This is a genomic window from Ideonella lacteola (assembly GCF_038066555.1).
Classification (GTDB): Bacteria; Pseudomonadota; Gammaproteobacteria; order Burkholderiales; family Burkholderiaceae_C; genus Ideonella; species Ideonella lacteola.
In genome coordinates, this window is record NZ_JBBUTG010000005.1 from 77,936 (window position 1) to 94,138 (window position 16,203).

The following is a 16,203-nucleotide window of genomic DNA, read 5'->3' on the forward strand; positions in this document are numbered from 1 at the left end:
TGAGTGACGACAACAAGCCAAAGAAACAGACTACTCAACAGGTAAACAGTTTAGTTCGGCTGTCGTTCAGCCGAGGCACCCAACGTGGCCGAGCTGGCGCTTCACAACATCGAGAAAAGCTACGGCGCCGGGGCCGTGCGCGTGCTGCACGGCATCGACCTGCAAGTGCGCGACGGTGAGTTCATGGTGTTCGTCGGCCCCTCGGGCTGCGGCAAATCCACCACCTTGCGGCTCATCGCCGGCCTTGAAGACATCAGCCGCGGCCGGCTGAGCATCGGCGGCCGGGATGTCACCGATGTACCCGCCGCGCAACGAGGTGTGGCGATGGTCTTCCAGAGCTACGCGCTCTACCCCCACATGACGGTGCGCGAGAACCTCGGCTTCGCGCTCAAGCTCGCCGGCAGGCCACGCGCCCGCATCCAGGAAGCGGTGGAGCGGGTGTCACGCATCTTGCAGCTGGATGCACTGCTGGAACGCAAGCCCGGCGCGCTCTCCGGTGGCCAGCGTCAGCGCGTGGCCATCGGCCGGGCGATCGTGCGCCAACCCAAGGTGTTTCTCTTCGACGAACCGCTGTCCAACCTGGACGCGGCCTTGCGGGTGCAGATGCGCACCGAGCTGGCCCGGCTGCACCGTGAGCTGCGCACCACGATGGTCTATGTGACCCACGATCAGGTCGAGGCGATGACGCTCGGCCAGCGCATCGCCGTGTTCAACCAGGGCAGGGTCGAACAGTGCGGCGAGCCTCTGACGCTGTACGAACGACCCGCCAACCGGTTCGTGGCCGGCTTCATCGGCAACCCGGCGATGAATTTCATCCCCGCGCGCTGCGATGGTGCCGGCCACATCGAGGCCGAAGGCACGGCCGTCGACCTGACAGCGGCGCGGGAGGATCTCCCGGCACAACTGCTGCTAGGTGTTCGCCCGGAGCATCTGAGCCTCACCGCCCCAGGTGCCGGGCTGCCTGGCCGCGTGGACGTCGTCGAGCACCTGGGCAACGAGCAGATCGCCCACGTGGCCATGCGAGGCGACATCCGTGTGATCGTGCGGATGCCCGCCGACACAACAGCCCCCGTGCCGGGCGAGAACGTCGGTCTGCATTGGCAGCCACGCCACACCCATTTGTTCCGCGCCGATGAGGCCGGAATGCGTTTGAACTGATATCCCCACCCACCCCCCGCTCATGACGATCGAATCCCTCTCGGACCTTCACGACGGCTGGCAATTGGCCGAGTCGCCGTCAGGTGCCGACTACGCCACCCTCAGCAGCCTGCCCGCCAGCGCCTGGATCCCCGCCTGCGTGCCGGGCAGCGCCCACGCGGCCCTGCTGGCGGCCGGACGCATCCCCGACCCCTTCTTCGGCACCAACGAAACCGCTGTCCGCTGGGTGAGTGAACGCACCTGGGTGTGGCGCACCCACTTCGAGGTCACCGATCTCGCCGAGCATGAAGACCTCGTCTTCGAAGGCCTGGACACCTGGTGCACCGCCTGGCTGAACGGGCGGCCCCTGCTGAGCTCTGACAACATGTTCGTGCCCGCGCGCGTCGACGTGCGAGGCCGCCTGCGCACCGGCCGCAATGAGCTGGTGCTGCGCTTCGACCCGCCGCTGGCCAAGGCCCGCGAGCAGGAGGCCGCCCTCGGACGCCGCCAGCTGTGGAACGGCGACAGCGCGCGCCTGTATGCGCGCAAGGCGCAGTACCACTTCGGCTGGGACTGGGGCCCCGAGCTGCTGGTGAGCGGCCCGTGGAAGCCGGTGCGGCGGCATCGCTGGCAGGTGCGCATCGACGATGTGCATTGCCGCACCGAGGTCGATGCGGTGGCCGGCTCGGCTCGCGTGCAGGTGCGCGCCGCGCTGGTCGGTGCGGCACCGGGCCTGCGCATCGACACCGAACTGCTGGGGCCGGATGGCGCACAGGTGGCGGCGGGCTCGCACGCCGTCGAGGCCGACGGCATCACCTTGTCGGTGCCGAAGGCCCGCCTGTGGTGGCCCCGCGGCATGGGCGAGCAGGCGCTGTACACGCTGGTGGTGCGCGCGGTGGGCGAAGCGGGGGTGCTGGCCGAAGACCGGCGCCGCATCGGCTTGCGCACGCTGCGACTGGTGCAAGAGCCGGTGCAGGGCGAAGGCGGCCGCAGCTTCTACTTCGAGGTCAACGGCCAGGCCTTCTTCGCCGGAGGCGCAAACTGGATCCCCGACGACAGCCTGCTGGAGCGCATCACGCCCGAGCGCTACCGCGAGCGCGTGGCACAAGCCGCCCAGGCCAACATGACGATGCTGCGCGTGTGGGGCGGTGGCATCTACGAGGACGACGCCTTCTACGACGCCTGCGATGAGCTGGGCCTGCTCGTCTGGCAGGATTTCATGTTCGCCTGCGGCATGTACCCGGCGCACGAGGCCTACCGCGACAGCGTGCGGCAGGAGGCCACCGCGGCCGTCAAGCGGCTGCGCCACCGGGCGAGCCTGGCGCTCTGGTGTGGCAACAACGAGGACTACGCCATCGCCGAGTCGATCGGCGCCTATGGCCCGCACGGTCAGCTCGAGCGCTTCGATGCCCGCGTGATCTACGAGAAGCTGCTGCCCGAAGTCTGCCTCGCGCTCGACCCGGATCGCACCTACTGGCCTGGCAGCCCGTTCACACCGAACGCCACCGGCATCAGCTCGTCGGCCGACGCGCAGGTGGGCGACCGCCACAGCTGGGAGGTCTGGCACCAGCAGATGCTGCCCTACCAGCGCTACGGCGACGTGCAGGCGCGGTTCGTCAGCGAGTTCGGCATGCAGTCGCATCCCTCGCTGCCCTTGCTGGAGTCGGTGCTGCCGCCGGAAGAGCGTTTCCCCGAGAGCCGCACCGTGATGTGGCACAACAAGGCCGGAGGTGGCCAGCCCGATGGCCATCGGCGCCTGGCGGTCTACCTGGCCGACAACCTGCGCGTCGGCCCGACGCTGGCCGAGCAGGTCTACGCGACCCAGTTCGTGCAGGCCGAGGCGATGCGGGTGGCGTATCAAGACTTTCGACGTCGTTGGCAGCGCGCCGGAGCGCGCGCGGTAGGTGGTGCACTGGTATGGCAGCTGAACGACTGCTGGCCGGTGACGAGTTGGGCGCTGATCGACTCGTCTGGCACGGTGAAGCCGGCCTGGCATGTCATCCGCCGCTCGCTGGCCACCGTGGCCGTGGCGGCCCGCATCGAGGGCCGCCAAGCCCGGCTGGCGGTGATGAACAGCGCCGCCACACCGCAGCCGCTGCGCCTGCAGTGCCGCGCCTTCACGCTGGACGGCCGCTGCCTGGCCGACACCACGCTGGAGGCCCAGGTGTCCGCCTCTGCCACGCACGAGGTGCTGCACACCCTGCCCGCCTCGGACGAACCCTTGATGGTCGAACTGCTGGCCCTGGACGCCCAAGGGGTGGAAGTGGCACGCGACTGCGCGTGGCCGGAGCCCTTCAAGTTCCACCACCTGGGCGCCGCGCGCCTGAGCTGGCGCACCGATGCATCGGGCGTGCTGGTCTCGACCGACCGCCCCGTCAAGGGCCTGTGGCTGCAGGCCCCGGGTATCACATTCGAAGACAACTTCATCGACCTCGTTCCCGGCGAAGCCCGGCATGTGTCGACCGGTGCCGCCGCGCCGTCGAGCCTGCATGCCATGGCCCTCGACATCGCCGGGCAGGTGATCGATCTGAAGCGTTGACCGGAGGGGTGAGCAGGACCAGCGAGCACCAGCACTGACGATTCGACGACAACGATGACATGAGCGCACGCGCCCCAAGCAAGAGGCGCACTTTCCAAGGCAAAGGAGACAAGATGAATACATTGCGCAGAACGACCCTGTCGTTGGCAGCAGCCCAGGTCGCCATGATGTGGACGGGACTGGCCTGGGCACAGGCCAGCAGCGACAAGGCCGAGAAGGTCGAGACCGTCGTGGTGACCGGCCAGCGCGCGGCGCTGCAATCGGCCCAGAAGATCAAGCAGGACGCCGAGGAGGTGGTCGACTCGATCGTGGCGGAAGACATCGGCAAGCTGCCAGATCGATCCGTCACCGAGGTGCTGCAGCGCGTCGTCGGTGTCACGATGGACCGCACCGCGGCGCGCGACGACCCCGTGCACTACTCGGTCGAAGGTTCGGGCGTGATCATCCGGGGCCTGACCTACGTCAGCTCGCAGCTCAATGGCCGGGAAACGTTCAGCGCGAACAAGGGGCGCGGCCTGGGCTTCGAGGATGTGCCGCCCGAGTTGATGTCGCGCGTCGACGTCTACAAGAACCCCTCGGCCGAGCAGACCGAAGGCGCCATCGCCGGCCTGGTCGACCTGCGCACCGCCCTGCCCTTCGACTACCAGGGCTTCAAGGGTGCCATCTCCATGTCCGGCACCTACTCGGACCTGCAAGGCAAGTTCAAGCCGGAAGTCTCCGCCCTGCTGGCCAACAGCTGGGACACCGACATCGGCCGGTTCGGCGTGCTGCTGGACGTGGCGCACTCTGAAGGCACATCGCGCACCGACACCATCACCGTCGACCCCTACTACCCTGAGACCACGGCCGCCAACGGGCTCAACCTGCCGACCGGCCGCTGGTTCCCGCGCGACCTGAGCTGGCGCCGGCAGGAATACGACCGCACCCGCGACGGCGCCTATGCCGCCTTGCAGTGGAAGAAAGACTCGATGGAGTCTTCTCTCACCTACTTCCATTCGCGCTACAAGTTCGACATGCGCGAATGGGCGGTGAAGGCCGAAGTCGACCCGTACACCATCCTGATCGACAACGCGACTTGGGACGACGAAGGGCGCATGGTCAAAGGCACCTTGCGCAGCAATGCCGACGGCATCGAGGTCGAAAACAACACCCGGTACTCGTCGCGCACCTCGCAAAGTGACGATTGGTCGTGGAACTTCCGCTGGAAGCCCAACGCCGAGTGGACGCTGACCTCCGACGTGCAGTACGTCACCTCGAAGACGCATGCGCTGGATTCGAACGTCGCCACCGGCGTGCTGATGCCCAAGCAGACGATCGACCTCACCGGCTCGATCCCGAAGGCGAGCTTCGACGCCGCGGACACCACCTTCCTGGACAACCGCGACAACTACTACTGGGCCACGACGATGGAGCACCTGGACAAGGGTGAAGCCACGCAGAAGGCCTGGAAGGGCGACGTGCGCTACCAGTTCCAGGACAACCCCTACCTGACCGACATCCGATTCGGGGTGCGCCTGGCCGACCGCGACGCGCTGACCCAGAACTCGAACCCCAGCTACAACTGGGCCGCCGTCACCAAGGCGTGGGAACGCTACTGGTACGTGACCGACCTGGCCTGGGTGCGCAACTACAGCGAAGCCACGCAATACAACCCCTTCTCCAACTTCATGGGGGGTGGCAATTCGGTGGCCGGCATGTACTTCCCGGACGCCTCGGTCGTCAACGGCTTTCCCGCCAGCTACGTGAGCCTGCACGACCATGTGAAACCGCTGTGCGATGGCTGGGCCGATGGCAGCCACTGCGGTTGGATGGGCACGAACGCCAACCCCTACACCTGGGCACCCGGCAAGCTGGGCGATCCGATCGGCACGAACGACCAACGCGAGCGCACCACCGCCGCCTACTCGCAGCTGCGGTTCGCCTTCGACGAACTGCCGATGCCGATCGACGGCAATGTGGGCGTCCGCGTCGTTCGCACTGAAAACCAGGCCAACGGCTACACCACGCTCACCGCGGCCGCCGTGCCGGGCGGCGCTTCGGGTGTGCCTGTGCCCGTGTTCACCAGCTTCGCCGCGGCAGAGAAGTTCGAGAACTCGTTCACCAACGTGCTGCCCAGCCTCAACCTTCGGATGAAGGCTTCGAACAACCTGCAGTTCCGTGTGGCCGCCGCGAAGGCCATCTCGCGCCCCGAGCTGAACCAGATGCAGGCCTACCTGGAGATGAAGCAGAACGTCGAGATCGACAACACCGATCCGAACAACCCGGTGGTGAAGTCGGTCACCTACTCCGGCACTGCGCAAGGCAACCCGCTGCTCAAGCCGGTGCGCTCCACACAAGAGGACGTGACCGCCGAGTGGTACTTCGCCAAGTCCGGCTCGCTGACGATGGCGGTGTTCAACAAGGATCTGAAAGACATCATCGTCAATCAGACCTACGCTCGCTCGGTAGAGGCGGAAGACGGCACGCCCTACAACTTCGTCATCACGGCCCCGGTGAATGGTGCCAAGGGTCACGCGCGCGGTGTCGAGATCGCCTACCAGCAGTATTTCGACGGCCTGCCGGACTTCCTGCAGGGCCTGGGCCTGCAAGCGAACTACACCTACGTCGACAGCAAGATGAAGCGGTACAACGCGGTGTACTCGCCCTATTGCTCCGCCGGTGCCGGTGCCGACAACCTGAACCTGTTCATCAACGGCTGTGACACCGATGGCCGCTCGTTCGGCGACACCCCGCTGCCCAACCTCTCACGCAACACTTTCAACCTGGCGGTGCTGTACGACAAGGGCCCCTTCTCGGCCCGGGTGGCCTACTCGTGGCGCGAGAAGTACCTGCAAGGCGTGGCGTTGAACTCCGACAACACGGGCCCCAACCAGCAGAACGGGCTGGACACCAACCCCGACAGCCCCAACTACGGCAAGCACTCGTTGCCGCTGGGCCTGCCGTTGTGGGGCGATGACTACGGTCAGGTGGATGCGGGGGTGCAGTACCGCTTCAACGACAACCTCACCTTCAGCCTCGAAGGCCGCAACCTCACCAACGCGATGTACAAGCAGCTGATGCAACAACACATCGGCACCTTCGGCCACAACTACTTCACCTCGGGCCGCAGCTACACCGCCTCCGTGCGCTACGCGTTCTGACGGTGATCCAGGGCGGGGGCTCGGCCACGCCGGGCCCCGTTTCTGCTCCGCCCTGGGCATGAACCTGTTTGCTTGTCGACCTTGACCTCGACGATTCCTCGATGCGCCGGGCCCTCGCCCGGCGCTCTTTCGATGTCGCGCCGCAGCGCGTGCGGCGCGCTGCTGTACAGCCTGGCCGCTGCCGGTTGCTCCACCCGCACCGTGGCAACGACGCGCACACCTGGCCTCGACAGCCTGGACGCCCTGGCGAGAGCCAAGGGCCTGCGCTTTGGCAGCGTGCTGGGGCGCGGCACGCCGCAACGCCCAGGCAGCTTTGACGACGAATCCTGCCGCATGCTCACCGCTCGCGAGTGCAGCGTGCTGGTGCTGGAAAACGAGTGCAAGTGGCCGCAGTTGCGCCCCCACCCGGGTGAGCCCTATCGCTTCGCGCCGGCCGACGAGATGTTCGCCTGGGGCCTGGCGCAGGGCATGTCACTGCGTGGGCACACGCTGCTGTGGATGCCGCAGCGATGGCTGCCTTCGTGGATCGCCCAGATCGATTTCGGCACCCAGCCGGCCACCCGCGCCCAAGGCCTGCTGGCCGAGCACATCCACACCACCTGCGCCCACTTCGGCGATGCCATCGAGAGCTGGGATGTGGTCAACGAGGCGGTGGACCACCTCACCGGCCAGATGCGCGAGAACACGCTGTCCAGGCATCTGGGCGATCCGGTGGCCCTGGTGGCCGAAGCCTTTCACCTGGCGCGCGCCCACGCACCCCACGCCCAACTGGTCTACAACGATTTCATGAGCTGGGACGAGGGCGGCGAGCCGCACCGGCGCGGGGTGTTGACGCTGCTGGCCGAGCTGCGGCGCCGAGGCGCGCCGGTGCATGCGCTGGGGGTGCAGGCCCACATCGGCGTGTGGAGCCTGCCGGCCTCGGGCGATGACGCCGCGGCGCGGCGGGCGCAGATCTGGCGCCGCTTCCTCGACGAGGTGACCAGCCTGGGGCTGGACCTGCTGGTGACCGAGCTGGACGTGGAAGATCGCGCGCTGCCGGCCGACCTCGCCGCCCGTGATGCGGGCGTGGCGGCCGTGGCCCGCGATTGGCTCGATGTGACATTGGCCAACCCGCGGCTGCATCGCTTGCTCTGCTGGGGCCTGACCGACCGCCACAGCTGGCTGCACACCGACAACCCGCGCCCCGATGGCCTTCCGAAGCGGCCCCTGCCCTATGACGAGCTGGGCCGCCCGAAGCCTTTGCGCCAAGCCATCGCGCAGGCGCTGCGTGCCGCGCCTGCGCGCTGATCAGAGCGAGCGATCGCGCAGGAACGCGGCGTAGGCCAGCGCACTGCGCTTGGGGGTGCGGCGCTGCGTCTCGTAGTCGACATGCACGATGCCGAAGCGACGCTCATAGCCCCAGGCCCATTCGAAGTTGTCCATCAGCGACCAGATGAAGTAGCCCCGCACGTCCACGCCACGGGCCATGGCACGGGTGCAGGCGGCGAAGTGCCGCTTCAGGTACGACTGGCGCTGCAGATCGTCCACGACGCCATCCTGCACATGGTCGTCGCTCGACATGCCGTTTTCGGTGATGTAGATCGGCGGCAGGTTCGGGTAGTCGCGCCGCAGGGCTTCCAGCAGATCCTGCAGGCCCTGCGGATAGACCTCCCAATCCATGGTCGTGCGCTCGACGGCCGGGTCGCGCACCCACTCGAAGCTGTCGGCCCCCGTGGAGCTGACGACGGCACGGCTGTAGTAGTTGATGCCCAGGAAGTCCATCGGCGCGGCGACGGTCTCCATGTCGCCCGGCAGCACGACGGGCTCGGTGCCCTTCCACAGGCGGAACAGGTCAGCCGGGTACTCGCCCTTCAGCAAGGGGTCGAGCACCCAGCGGTTCTGGTAGGTCTCGTACAAGCGCGCAGCGTCCACGTCTTCATGCACATCCCGGCCGGGGTAGCCCGGCCCCAGGTTGGCCACCAGGCCCATCTGCGCATGCGGGTCGTTCGCCCGCAGTGCCGGCAATGCGAGCCCATGGCCCAGCAGCAAATGGTGCATCGCCTGCGTGCCCCAGCGCGCTACGTTGTGGCCGGGTGCATGGTGCCCGTTGCCATAGCCCAGGTAGGCCGCGCACCAAGGCTCGTTGTGGGTGGCCCAGGAGGTGACGCGGCCCGCCAGCTCGCGGCTCATCAGGTCCGCGTAGTCGGCAAAGCGCCAGGCGGTCTCACGGTTGAGCCAGCCGCCCCGGTCTTCCATCCACTGCGGCAGATCCCAGTGGTAGAGCGTGACGAAGGCGCGGATGCCGCGCTCGGCCAGGCCATCCGTCAGCCGCTTGTAGAAGTCGATGCCACGCGCATTCGGCCGGCCCTTCTCGTCCATCACGCGCGGCCACGCGATGGAGAAGCGGTAGGCATCCACCCCCAGTGCGGCGAGCAGATCGAGGTCTGCTTCCCAGCGGTGGTAGTGGTCGCACGCCATCGCGCCTGTTTCGCCCCGGGCCACTTTGCCCGGGGTGGCGCAGAAGGTGTCCCACACCGAGGGCAGGCGGCCGTCTTCGTTCACCGCCCCCTCGATCTGGTACGACGAGGTGCCCACGCCGAAGATGAAGCCGCGGCCCCGCATGGCCGAGCCTTCGGGCGGGGACACCAGATCGGCGAGCGCCGCACGTGCAGCAGGATCGGAAGGCAGGTTCAATCGCATGGCACAATGTGTTTAGTAAACACTGAACATTGTGCGCAGTACCCTCGGCATCGTCAAGCGCCAGTACCCGGGCCCCTGCGGAACGGCAGGCCTGCTCCGAGGGTGCCCGGTCAGGGACCGATGCCAGAATCGACGACCCAGTCATCACGGCCCACTGCTGCAATCGCATGCCCGATAAACAAAAACGGAACGTCACCGTTCGCGAGCTCGCCAAGGCAGCCCGCGTCTCGATCGGTACCGTGTCACGCGCGCTTCGAGGGCAGCCCGGCCTGTCGGAGCAGACGCGTGCTGATGTGCTTCGCATCGCGCAGGAGCTGGGCTACGACATCGAGAAGCTGCACACCGGCAAGCCACGCCGCATCCTGTTTCTCTACAACCGCGCGATCGGCGCGCTGACGACCAACCAGTTCTATTCGATCGTGCTGCATGGCGCCGAATCGGCATGCCGCGAGGCTGGCATCCTGCTGAGCCTGATGTCGGTGGCGCCGGGCGACGACGTGGCCGCGAAGGTGCGACGCTTCGAATCCGACGCGCTGCTGGCCGCGGGTTATTTCGAAAGCGAAACGCTGGTGTCGTTCCAGCAGTGCGAATTGCCGCTGGTGCTGGTCGATCACTTCCACGCGGGCATCCACTGCGTGAACGGCGACAACCTCAACGGCGCCTGGATGGCGACGCGGCACCTGCTGGACAGCGGTGCGAAGACCTTGGCCGCCATCTACGGGCCCTTGTCGCACCACTCGGTGTCATTGCGGGCCAAGGGCTTCCGGCGCGCGCTCTTCGAAGCACAGCGGCTGCTGGATCCGGACTACGAAGTGACGCTGGACCCGGCCATCGACTACGACGAAGCCGGTCGCGATGCCATGCGCCGCCTGCTGAAGCTGAACCCGCGGCCCGACGCCGTGTTCGCCTACAACGACGCCACCGCACTGCATGCCATCGAGGTCTGTCAGGAGGCCGGGCTCGAGGTGCCGAAGGACGTGCGGGTGATCGGCTATGACGACATCGTGGCGGCCTCGCACAGCAAGCCGGCGTTGTCGACGGTGCGGCTGGACAAAGAGCTGATGGGCGCTGTGGCGGTCGAAGCGCTGGTACGCGGCGACGTGGGCCCGGCGGACACGCTGCTGCCGGTCGAGCTGGTGATCCGCGACAGCTCGCATCAATCCGCCACGCCGCGTCGAACCACCTCCCGCCGCACGACGGCCCCCGCCACCACCGCTTCTTCCTCGCGCCGCAGCCGATGATCGACTGGCGGCCGCTCGTCCCCACGGCACATCCGGTGCCATCAACGTCGAAACGCCGCCATGATCCGAACACGTCGCCCAGCCCGGCTGACCGCCCTGCTCGTCTCGATCCTGCACCTCGGCCTGCTGGCCGGGGCCCAGGCGCACGAAACCTTGAAGCTCGACCAACCCAAGCCGGCGCTGGCTCCCACGCCGCCCATGGGCTGGAACTCGTGGAACAAGTTCGGCTGCAACATCAACGAGCAGATCGTCCGGCAGCAGGCCGATGCGATGGCCGCCTCGGGCATGAAGGCGGCGGGTTACCAGTACATCGTCATCGACGACTGCTGGCAGAAAAGCCGTGACGAAGAAGGCCGCATCCAGGCCGACCCCGAGCGCTTTCCCAGCGGCATCAAGGCCCTGGTCGACCATGTGCACTCGCGGGGCCTGAAGTTCGGCATCTATTCCGACGCTGGCTCGCTCACCTGCGGCGGCCGCCCGGGCAGTGCAGGGCATGAGTTCCAGGACGCGCTGCAGTACGCCCGCTGGGGTGTCGATTACCTGAAGTACGACTGGTGCTACACCGGCACCCGCAACCCTGAGGCGGCCTACACCATCATGGCCAAGGCGCTGCGCGAATCGGGGCGCGACATCCTGCTGTCGATCTGCGAGTGGGGCACCGGCCAGCCAGACCGCTGGGCGCCCGACGTGGGCCACATGTGGCGCACCACCGGCGACATCTTCGATGCCTGGGAAGGCAAGAAGGAGTGGTCGATCGGCATGCTCAACATCCTCGATCTGCAGGTCGAGCGCTGGCGGCACTCCGGCCCGAATCGCTGGAACGACCCCGACATGCTCGAGGTGGGCAACGGCGGGATGACGAACACAGAGTACATCTCGCACTTCTCGCTCTGGGCGATGCTGGCAGCCCCGCTGATCGCCGGCAACGACCTGTCGACGATGTCGGAGGCCACGCGACAGATCCTGACAAACGCGGATGTGATCGCCGTCGACCAAGACCCGCTCGGCCAGCAGGCGCGCCGCATCTGGAAGGAAGGCGATCTGGAGATCTGGGCCCGGCCGCTGCAAGGCGGTGACCAGGCCGTGGTGCTGTTCAACCGCGGCGCACAGCCCGCCAGCATGTCGGTGAAATGGGCTCAGCTGAACCTGCCGGGCGGCCTGAAAGCGGACGTGAAAGACCTGTGGTCCAAGGCAGTGCAGCGCGGCGTGGCCCACAGCTACGCTGCACGCGTCGAGCCGCATGGCGTGGTGATGGTTCGTCTCACCCCGCGGCCCTGAACCGAAGGCGCCGTCGGCCCGCCGCGCCAAGATGGGGGCCGCCGCAGCGCACGCTGCGGCGGCCTCCGGAACGGTGATTGCCCCTTGCACTGGTCACCCCCAGAACGGACCAGCCATGGACATCACCACGCCTTCCTCTCCTCCTCCTGCTTCGTCGCCAGTGCCCTCTTGCGGGGCCCCGGCAAACGATGATTCCCAACGATCGTCCTCGACGTGTTCCCCGTCTTCGACTCCCCCGATCCGTCGCCCGTCTGAAGACGAACCCGGCCCGGTGCAGAGCGAAGACGACATTCCTCGCGAAGACAACGACACGCCACGGGAGTAGGTCGCAGCGGCCGTTGCCCGCGGGTTCATCTCATGCTCAACGCTCCACCAGCCGGAACGACTGCGCCGCCGTCCCGTTGCAGTCCCACAGCTGCAGCTGGACGCCGTTGGCCTTCGAGGCCGACGGCACGTCCAGGCACTTGCCGCTGGAGCGCCCGATGAACTTGTAGGCACCGCCGCCCACGCTCACCGGCATCCACTGCTGGTTCTGGCCGCCGCCGTACGTCCACAGCTGGATGGGCGATCCGTTGTTCGTGCCCCATTCGGCCACGTCCCAGGCCAGCACCGGTTCTTGCTGCACGATGACCTTGTAGTAGCCATCGCTGGTCGGCTTGAACTGCCAGTTCTGGTTCGGCTGGCCGTAGCTGTTGCAGGCCCACTGCTGCAGCTTCGCGCCGTTCTTGGTGCCGTACTCGGCATCGTCGACGCACGCGCCGCTGTTCACGTTGACGACGCTGTACCAACGGTTCGGGTCGATGCCCGGCGGCGGTGGCGGCGGGGGCGTGCCCTTGTTGAAGTCGACCTCGAAGTAGTTGCTGCGGCCGTTGTAGCCGTTTTGCCAGATTTCGAAGCCGGCCTCGACGTCGATCAGGTACCAGCTGTCGGACAGCAGGTTCCGATTGCGCGCATCGTTGAAGAAAGGCTTCAGGTCGAAGTTCACTTCGTTGCGCGGGCTCGTGGCCACGTAAGACACGATGTGCCACGTCTCATTGAAGCCGGCGCTGCGGATCGGCGCCTCCCAGACCTCCCAGTCCATCCCGTTGATGTTCACGTTGCCGGCACGGTGGCCGGCAGGCGTCACGGAGCCCGATCGATTGATCCAGACCATGATCTCGGTGCCGTCCGGCTGCCCGTTGGGCGTCGGTGTCTGGGCGAACCAGACGTCGTACGAGATGTTCCATTGGCCCGGCCCGGGCGGCGTGACGCTCCATTTGGTTGGGGCGCTATTCACACTGCCCAAGACCAGCGGCAAACCGCTGTTCTTGGTGCAGCCTCCCCAGTGGCACCCCTTATATATCGATGGATACCCCCCGGGCGCTCCGTTGGTCGGCACCTGGTTGTTGCCAGTGACCGAGAACGAACCGGTGCCCGCATCCACATTGATGCATTGCGAGCCGCCCGCGGGGTTGTAGAAATTGTTCTGAACGATGTACGTGTCGCTGAGCACGGGCACCGTGTCGTAGCGATCGCACTTGGTCTGTGCGTGAGATGCGGCGGCGCCCGACAGCAGCGCCAACGCGGCGAGTGCCGGTGGAATCGTCTTCTTCATGCGAAGTCTCCTCTGGGATAGGAAGGCCGCTTGGTTGCGGTACATCCTTCGAAGGCTTCTATGACCTTCTGATCCGATCCCCCCGGCCCGCATCTGCAGCGGCCCATTGTTGGGCCCGTCTTTGGGCAAGGTGGCCGCACCCTGAAGGTGGTGGCTGTCCCGCGCGTTGACAGTCGCGCGGGCAGCCACCGGGTGCGGCGATTCAGAACAACATCAACGAGGAACCAGGCGGAACTGCTGGGCAGCCGAGCCGTTGCAGTCGTACAGCTGCAACTGCACGCCGTTCTCCTTCGAGGCGGCCGGCACATCCAGGCACTTGCCGCTGCCGCGTCCGACGAAGCGGAATGCCCCGCTGCCGGAGGCCTCGGCCTTCCACTGCTGGTGGTCCGTGCCGCTGTAGGTCCACAGCTGGATCGGGGTGCCGTTGGCGGTGCCGTTGTTGGCGGCTTGCCAGCCCAGCTTCTTGGCCTGCTTCACGAGAACCTTGTAGTAGCCATTGCCGGTGGGCTTGAACTTCCACATCTGGTTCAGCTGAGCATCGGTGCCATTGCAGGCCCACTGCTGGATCTTGGCGCCGTTCTTGGTGCCGTACTCGGCGTCATCGACACAGCTGCCGCTGTTGACGTTGATCACGTTGTACCAAAGCTTGGGGTCGATCTCTGTCGGCGGCGGGGTCTTGTTGAAGTCAACCTGGAAGCTGTTGCTCACGCCGTTGTAGCCGTTCTGCCAAGCTTCGAAGCCAGCTTCCACGTCGATCAGGAACCAGCTGTCGGACAGCAGGCCGCGGCCCTTCGAATCGTCGAAGAAAGGCTTCAGGTCGAAGTCGACGTCGTTGCGCGGGCTGGTCGCCACGTACGAGACGATGTGCCACTTGTCATTGAAGCCGGCACTGCCCTTCGGGGCCGTCCACACATCCCAGTTCATGCCGTTGATGTTGACGTTGCCGGTCTTCTGGCCCGCTGGCGACACCGAACCCGAGTGGTTGATCCAGACCATGATCTCGGTGCCATCGGGCTGGTCGTTCGGCGTGGGCGTCTGCGCGAACCAGATGTCGTACGAGATGTTCCACTGGCCCGGCGCGGGCGGCGTCACGTTCCACTTCGTCGGCGCGGTCGTCACGCTGCTGAGCACCAGCGGCAGGCCACTGTTCTTCGTGCAGGCGCCCCAGTGGCAGCCCTTGTAGATGGAGGGGTAGCCGCCCGGTGCGCCGTTGGTGGGCACCGAGTTGTTGCCGGTCACGGTGAACGAGCCGTTCGACGTGTCAACGTTGATGCACTGCGTCCCGCCGGCACCAGGGTTGTAGAAATTGTTCTGAACGATGTAGGTGTCGTTCATCACGGGAATCGAACCGAACTGCTGGCAGTTTTGCTCTGCGAATGCAGCGCCATGGCTCAGCAGGGCTGCCGTCAGCGCCAGCGTGAACCTCGCGTTTTTGGACATCTGGGTCTCCTCGTCGATGTGTCAACCGCTGGAGCCGGCAGCATCATCACCACCGAACCAGCGCCGCAAGCTTAGGAGGCCCCCTCTACCCCTACCCTGCGGGTATTGCCGCGAAACCCGGCCAAGATTGACGAGAATGGCCGAAAGCCGCGTCCGGCGCGGTCAAGCGAAACAACACGTCACAAGCAGTATCCGGAGCACTCGCTCATGGGCCGGCCGCCGATCCCCAGCCAGCATTACGCCTACCGCCTCAACCAAGTGCTGGACCACATCGACAACCACCTCGATGGCGATCTCAGCCTCGAAGTGCTTGCCGGCTTGGCCCATTTCTCGCGCCACCACTTCTTGCGGGTTTTCCAGGAGTGGTACGGCGAAGCACCGATGGCCTACGTGCGCCGCCGCCGCCTTGAAGCCGGCGCCGCGCTGCTGCGCTACTCAGCCGATCCGATCGGTGATGTGGCGGCACGCTGCGGCTTCGACACGGCCGATGGCTTCACCCGCGCCTTCCGCCAGTACTTCGGCCAGGCCCCCAACCGCTGGCGTGCCTACACGCCGCCCCCAGCGCCTGAGCTGCCGCCACTGCGCCCGTGGCCAGTGCGGATCGAGCAGCTGCCTGCTGTGCGGGTGGCCTACACCCGCCGCGTGGGCGTCTACGGCGAAGCCAGCGAGGCTCAATGGCGCCAGCTGTCGGACTGGATCCACAGCCAGGGCCTGGGCCCGCTGGTGCGCTTCGGCATGGGCTTGGACGATCCTGGCCTCACGCCCCCTGCGCGCTGCCGCTACGACGTGTGCGCCGCCCTGCCCGAGACGTTCGAGCCGCCGCCCCGAACGCCGATCAAGATGATCCTCGGCGGCCCGCACGCGGTGCTGTCGTACTCGGGGCCGCCCCAGGGCAGCGGCGCGGCCTGGGTGTGGCTGCTGCACCGCTGGCTGCCCCACGCGGGGCACCAGTTGGCGCCACGGGCTGCGTTCGAGCGCTACCCCGCTGCGCAGGCCGATCCGAACGCCGATTCACAGAGCTGCGAGCTCTGCCTGCCGCTGCTTGGCGCGGGCGGCCTTTGACGCACCGCAAGACACCGCCGGCGCGCGGGCCATCGATGCCCTGCCGTTGACAACCACCCGCCACGCGTAAGATCGACGCGTCCGAGAGTCAGG

At 66.7% G+C, this 16,203-nt stretch carries 10 protein-coding genes; 7 read left to right on the forward strand and 3 right to left on the reverse strand.

Features of this window, described 5'->3' with window-relative positions:
• Positions 1–84: 84 nt before the first annotated feature.
• From AACH06_RS10425 to AACH06_RS10440, 4 genes are all read left to right on the forward strand, one after another.
• The gene (locus tag AACH06_RS10425; protein WP_341425609.1) at positions 85–1,158 is read left to right on the forward strand and encodes an ABC transporter ATP-binding protein; all 1,074 of its coding nucleotides are present in this window, start codon (positions 85–87) and stop codon (positions 1,156–1,158) included.
• 22 nt (positions 1,159–1,180) lie between these two features.
• On the forward strand, positions 1,181–3,676 hold the full coding sequence (locus AACH06_RS10430; protein ID WP_341425610.1) for a glycoside hydrolase family 2 protein: 2,496 nt from the start codon (positions 1,181–1,183) through the stop codon (positions 3,674–3,676).
• A 113-nt stretch (positions 3,677–3,789) separates the two neighbouring features.
• The gene (locus tag AACH06_RS10435) at positions 3,790–6,816 is read left to right on the forward strand and encodes a TonB-dependent receptor (protein WP_341425611.1); all 3,027 of its coding nucleotides are present in this window, start codon (positions 3,790–3,792) and stop codon (positions 6,814–6,816) included.
• A gap of 132 nt (positions 6,817–6,948) precedes the next feature.
• On the forward strand, positions 6,949–8,103 hold the full coding sequence (locus AACH06_RS10440; RefSeq protein ID WP_341425612.1) for an endo-1,4-beta-xylanase: 1,155 nt from the start codon (positions 6,949–6,951) through the stop codon (positions 8,101–8,103).
• On the opposite strand, the gene AACH06_RS10445 is transcribed toward AACH06_RS10440, so the two are convergent.
• Positions 8,104–9,495, reverse strand: a complete 1,392-nt coding sequence (locus AACH06_RS10445) for a GH1 family beta-glucosidase (RefSeq protein WP_423222010.1) — start codon at positions 9,493–9,495, stop codon at positions 8,104–8,106.
• A 167-nt stretch (positions 9,496–9,662) separates the two neighbouring features.
• Between AACH06_RS10445 and AACH06_RS10450 the strand changes: the two genes are divergently transcribed.
• Together AACH06_RS10450 and AACH06_RS10455 are read left to right on the forward strand one after the other, a co-directional pair.
• Positions 9,663–10,736: a LacI family DNA-binding transcriptional regulator gene (locus AACH06_RS10450; protein ID WP_341425613.1), complete on the forward strand. Its 1,074-nt coding sequence runs from the start codon at positions 9,663–9,665 to the stop codon at positions 10,734–10,736.
• Positions 10,737–10,796: 60 nt separating this feature from the next.
• The gene (locus tag AACH06_RS10455; RefSeq protein WP_341425614.1) at positions 10,797–12,014 is read left to right on the forward strand and encodes a glycoside hydrolase family 27 protein; all 1,218 of its coding nucleotides are present in this window, start codon (positions 10,797–10,799) and stop codon (positions 12,012–12,014) included.
• Positions 12,015–12,375: 361 nt separating this feature from the next.
• On the opposite strand, the gene AACH06_RS10460 is transcribed toward AACH06_RS10455, so the two are convergent.
• Together AACH06_RS10460 and AACH06_RS10465 are read right to left on the reverse strand one after the other, a co-directional pair.
• Complete coding sequence (locus AACH06_RS10460) at positions 12,376–13,608, reverse strand: GH12 family glycosyl hydrolase domain-containing protein (RefSeq protein ID WP_341425615.1); 1,233 nt, start codon at positions 13,606–13,608, stop codon at positions 12,376–12,378.
• A gap of 213 nt (positions 13,609–13,821) precedes the next feature.
• Complete coding sequence (locus AACH06_RS10465; RefSeq protein WP_341425616.1) at positions 13,822–15,048, reverse strand: GH12 family glycosyl hydrolase domain-containing protein; 1,227 nt, start codon at positions 15,046–15,048, stop codon at positions 13,822–13,824.
• A gap of 207 nt (positions 15,049–15,255) precedes the next feature.
• On the opposite strand from AACH06_RS10465, the gene AACH06_RS10470 reads away from it, so the two are divergent.
• Positions 15,256–16,110: an AraC family transcriptional regulator gene (locus AACH06_RS10470; RefSeq protein ID WP_341425617.1), complete on the forward strand. Its 855-nt coding sequence runs from the start codon at positions 15,256–15,258 to the stop codon at positions 16,108–16,110.
• The last annotated feature ends 93 nt before the right edge of the window (positions 16,111–16,203 follow it).

Coding starts and splice junctions, on each gene's coding strand:
- AACH06_RS10430 (WP_341425610.1), top strand. CDS start 1,181: ATGACGATCGAATCCCTCTCGGACCTTCACGACGGCTGGCAATTGGCC.
- AACH06_RS10435 (WP_341425611.1), top strand. CDS start 3,790: ATGAATACATTGCGCAGAACGACCCTGTCGTTGGCAGCAGCCCAGGTC.
- AACH06_RS10440 (WP_341425612.1), top strand. CDS start 6,949: ATGTCGCGCCGCAGCGCGTGCGGCGCGCTGCTGTACAGCCTGGCCGCT.
- AACH06_RS10445 (WP_423222010.1), bottom strand. CDS start 9,495: ATGCGATTGAACCTGCCTTCCGATCCTGCTGCACGTGCGGCGCTCGCC.
- AACH06_RS10450 (WP_341425613.1), top strand. CDS start 9,663: ATGCCCGATAAACAAAAACGGAACGTCACCGTTCGCGAGCTCGCCAAG.
- AACH06_RS10455 (WP_341425614.1), top strand. CDS start 10,797: ATGATCCGAACACGTCGCCCAGCCCGGCTGACCGCCCTGCTCGTCTCG.
- AACH06_RS10460 (WP_341425615.1), bottom strand. CDS start 13,608: ATGAAGAAGACGATTCCACCGGCACTCGCCGCGTTGGCGCTGCTGTCG.
- AACH06_RS10465 (WP_341425616.1), bottom strand. CDS start 15,048: ATGTCCAAAAACGCGAGGTTCACGCTGGCGCTGACGGCAGCCCTGCTG.
- AACH06_RS10470 (WP_341425617.1), top strand. CDS start 15,256: ATGGGCCGGCCGCCGATCCCCAGCCAGCATTACGCCTACCGCCTCAAC.